General features: G+C 67.0%; 6 protein-coding genes and 1 pseudogene. 5 read left to right on the forward strand and 2 right to left on the reverse strand.

The annotated features are described in order from the left end of the window. Nucleotides 1-110 precede the first annotated feature (110 nt). Both J0695_RS36410 and J0695_RS36415 read left to right on the forward strand, forming a co-directional pair. A complete protein-coding gene (locus J0695_RS36410; RefSeq protein ID WP_206969049.1) occupies nucleotides 111-347 on the forward strand; it encodes a type II toxin-antitoxin system VapB family antitoxin in 237 nt (78 codons plus the stop codon). After that, complete coding sequence (locus J0695_RS36415) at nucleotides 344-748, forward strand: PIN domain-containing protein (protein WP_206969050.1); 405 nt, start codon at nucleotides 344-346, stop codon at nucleotides 746-748. The genes J0695_RS36410 and J0695_RS36415 overlap by 4 nt, the downstream gene beginning before the upstream one ends. Here the strand turns inward: J0695_RS36415 and J0695_RS44470 are convergent. Next, the gene (locus tag J0695_RS44470) at nucleotides 738-1,094 is read right to left on the reverse strand and encodes a hypothetical protein (RefSeq protein WP_242553647.1); all 357 of its coding nucleotides are present in this window, start codon (nucleotides 1,092-1,094) and stop codon (nucleotides 738-740) included. The two genes, J0695_RS36415 and J0695_RS44470, sit on opposite strands and share 11 nt — an antisense overlap. Before the next feature lie 219 nt (nucleotides 1,095-1,313). Between J0695_RS44470 and J0695_RS36420 the strand changes: the two genes are divergently transcribed. Genes J0695_RS36420 through J0695_RS36430 form a run of 3 tightly spaced genes read left to right on the forward strand, consistent with a single transcriptional unit; the run spans nucleotide 1,314 to nucleotide 2,774 of the window. Then, nucleotides 1,314-2,150: a helix-turn-helix domain-containing protein gene (locus tag J0695_RS36420; RefSeq protein WP_206969051.1), complete on the forward strand. Its 837-nt coding sequence runs from the start codon at nucleotides 1,314-1,316 to the stop codon at nucleotides 2,148-2,150. Next, complete coding sequence (locus J0695_RS36425) at nucleotides 2,147-2,386, forward strand: DUF397 domain-containing protein (protein ID WP_206969052.1); 240 nt, start codon at nucleotides 2,147-2,149, stop codon at nucleotides 2,384-2,386. The genes J0695_RS36420 and J0695_RS36425 overlap by 4 nt, the downstream gene beginning before the upstream one ends. A gap of 40 nt (nucleotides 2,387-2,426) precedes the next feature. Next, the gene (locus tag J0695_RS36430) at nucleotides 2,427-2,774 is read left to right on the forward strand and encodes a hypothetical protein (protein WP_206969053.1); all 348 of its coding nucleotides are present in this window, start codon (nucleotides 2,427-2,429) and stop codon (nucleotides 2,772-2,774) included. Here J0695_RS36430 and J0695_RS36435 read toward each other — a convergent pair. Then, nucleotides 2,734-3,313, reverse strand: a pseudogene (locus tag J0695_RS36435) (GNAT family N-acetyltransferase). The gene J0695_RS36430 and the pseudogene J0695_RS36435 overlap by 41 nt on opposite strands. Between the last annotated feature and the right edge of the window lie 51 nt (nucleotides 3,314-3,364).

The following is a 3,364-nucleotide window of genomic DNA, read 5'->3' on the forward strand; positions in this document are numbered from 1 at the left end:
CATACATCGCCTGCGCCCCGGCTCATTCCTCTCCAGGAGCCCGGGGCGCAGGCGATGTATGCGACGTACGCTATTGACATACATTGCCAACAGAAGGTGGTGCACCTCAGATGTCGGTCACCCAGATCGAACTCGACGACGAAGCACTGGCCGACGCCATGCGCCTCCTGGGCACCAAGACGAAGAAAGACACGGTCAACACCGCGCTGCGGGATGTCGTAGCCGGCCTCAAGGCGCTCGAAGCCTTCGACCGGCTCGCAGCGCGGGGCGCACAGGGTGAGTTCGACCAGGCCGCCGAGGCTCATGCCGCCGCCAAACGTGCGCGCAATGAGGCCTGGGGCAAGTGACGTACCTGCTCGACGCCTCCGCCCTCTGGTACCTGCTGCACAACGGCGATACGCGGCAGATATGGGCAGGGCACATCCAGGCCAGAGTGTTCTACATCGCCGAGCCGACGCGCACGGAGTTCCTCTACTCGGCCACCGGCCCAGCACACCGGGACGACCTGGCAGCGGACCTCGACCTGCTGTGCCGCCCGGCCCCGGTCCCCAAGACAGCGTGGCGCTGGGTGGACACCGCCCAGTACAAGCTCACCCAGGCGGGCCAGCACCGCAGCGCGGGAGCCCTCGACCTGCTCGTTTGCGCCACTGCTGTCCACCACGGGCACACCGTCCTTCATGCCGACAACGACTTCGTGACCGTGGCCTCCGTCGTCAAGGAGCTGATGCAACGGGACGTCAGAACCTAGCCGAACCCAACAACGCGTCTGCCGCACTCCGCAGCAGCAGCGCATGCACGAACCGCCCCGCCTCACTGGGCGGACAGCGCCAGGACAGCGGCCAGGTGCGCCCGCACAACGCAGGCACCGGGATGTAACTGACACGCCCAGGACCGGAACTGAGCCGTGTAACACCCACAGGCCAGCTGCGGAAGGACGTGCTCCCGGGCGGCACCAGGAAATACACCCCGCGCCGCCCATTCGCCTCGGCGACGACGGGCCCGGGATCCCCACCGGTCGCCTCCTCCATTACGTCGGCGAGCCGAAGCCCCGCCTCCCCGTCCACCCGCAGGGCGTCGAATTGCACGCCGGCCATCCGGAGCTGGAATCCCGAAGCCGGAATCCAGTCCAGGTTTACTTCGTGACTTTGTGTATCCACGGGGACAGTTTCGGTAATCGCCGCTAGCGTTTTCCAGAGCCCCGCAAGGACCGTCGCGCCTGAGTTGACCTGCGCGAACTCCCTTGGGGCCGGGTCGAGTTCGGCAGGGACTGGTTGTGACCGGTTGAGTCCGGTTGAGTCGAAGCGGTGATCGCAATGGCACGAGCGGAGAACAAGGATTCAGCGGGCCAGACGACCAAAATGGTCGCCCACTTGGCGCGCACACTACGCACGAGAAGGGGCTGGACGCAGGAACAACTAGGCCAGGAGATCGGCTACTCGGCGGCAGCGGTGAGCGCGATGGAGACGTGCGCGCAGCCCGCGAGCGACGACATGCTGGTGAAACTGGAGCAGTCCCTTGGAGAAGGAATGGGGGTGTTCGAGACGGCACGGGAGTACGTACGCCTGGACAAGTACCCGCCGCAGTTCCAGGACTACGCCCTGCTGGAACAGCGGGCGGTAGGGCTCTGTCTGTACGTGAACTTCGTCATCCACGGCCTCTTCCAGACGGAGCAGTACGCGCACGCCTTGATCGGTGGAGGCTTCCCGCCTCTTCCCGACCAAAGGGTGGCGGAACTGGTTGAAGCCAGGATCGCGCGCAAGGCCCTGTTCGATCGGGACCCAGTAGCGCTGATCGAGCTCATCGTGGAGGAAGCGGTCCTCACGCGCCCCATCGGCAGTCAGGAGAACATGCGCGAGCAACTCATGCACCTGGCGGAGTGCGCGAGGCGGCGCAACGTAACGCTCCAAGTGCTGCCGTTGGACGCTGGATTGAGCGGCGAGCACGCGGGAGCCCGGGGCGGGATGACCCTAGTCGAGACCCCGGAGCACGACCACCTGGTCTACCTGGAGTCTCAGGGCGAGAGCCTGCTGATCACAGACCCGGGAAAGGTAAGTACGTACGGCCAGCAGTATGCAAAGATCCGGGCACAGGCCCTGGGTCCTCGTGAATCGCTGGGCCTCATCGAGAGGTTGGCGGGAGTACGGAAATGACCAGCACCCTGCGGTGGTTCAAGTCGAGCTACAGCGACTCCAGCGGCGGCGAATGCGTAGAGGTGGCCTTCGACGCCTGGCACAAGTCCTCGTACAGCGACTCCGGCGGCGGCAACTGCGTAGAACTGGCGACCTGCCCCCACACCGTCCACATCCGCGACTCAAAGCTCCAGTCGAGCCCGACGCTCAAGGTCGCCCCGGCATCCTGGTCGGCGTTCGCCGCATGGGCCTCCTGACCACATGCAGGTAGCGGTGACGGCCATCCATGGGTCCCGGATGGCAGAAGTCCGTACCCCCGTGGGCGACTTGACCGCGCACTGGTGCGGCAAACCGGACGACGCCCCAGGCACGTACACCGTCGAGTGGACGATCGACACCGAGCTGGCCTGGGGCCAGAACGCCCGTCCCTCCCCCACCCCTGGCCCTGCGCTGCTCACCGGCGGGGGCTGCACAGTCCGACGAGGCCAGTTGGACGTCACCGTGGACGGAATCGGCGTCCTTCACCTGGGCGACACCTCCGTCCTGCTGGACCTGGCCGCCCCACTCCCCCAGTCAGCCGTCGCCACCTGGGTCGACTTCGAGGTCACCCCCGAGGAGATCGGCCTCTACCCGTACTTTCCGTAGCCCGGACCGGCGAGGACCACACGCCGAACCACTGCTCGGCGCCGTAGGCCTCGAACCGCTCTGCCTCGATGAACCCCAGCTTCGCCGCGAGGCGCATCGAGCGGGCGTTGGCGGTCTGGGTGGCGAGCACCACGGGTTCGCCGGGAAGCGCGCCGGCGAACCAGTCGAGTGCTGCTGCGCACGCCTCGGCCGCGTACCCGCGCCCCCACGACTCCGGCAGGAACAGGTAGCCGAGCTCGGCCCTACCGGCGGCATGGCGAAGGTGCCCCGTGTCTTTGGTGAGCATGATCTGGCCGATCATCGCTCCGTCGAGATCGACTATGAAAAGGCCGGAGCGCGGGCCGGGGGCCCCCGGCGGCCCCCGGCATCTCGCGCTCAAGCTCTTCACGCAGCCGGGGACCGCCGAGATAGGTGTGCACCTCCGGCGAGGCCAGCAGCTCGATGACCGCCGCGCGGTCCCGGGCCTCGGGCGCACGCAGCACGAGCCGCTCGGTCCTGATCGGGGCAGGCGGCCAGGCAACGGGTCCAAGATCAGTCATGCCGGCCAGCCAATCAGCAGACTCGGCAGCGATCAAGACGCGCGTCCCCAG

The organism is Streptomyces beijiangensis (assembly GCF_017315755.1).
GTDB classification, from domain to species: Bacteria; Actinomycetota; Actinomycetes; order Streptomycetales; family Streptomycetaceae; genus Streptomyces; species Streptomyces beijiangensis.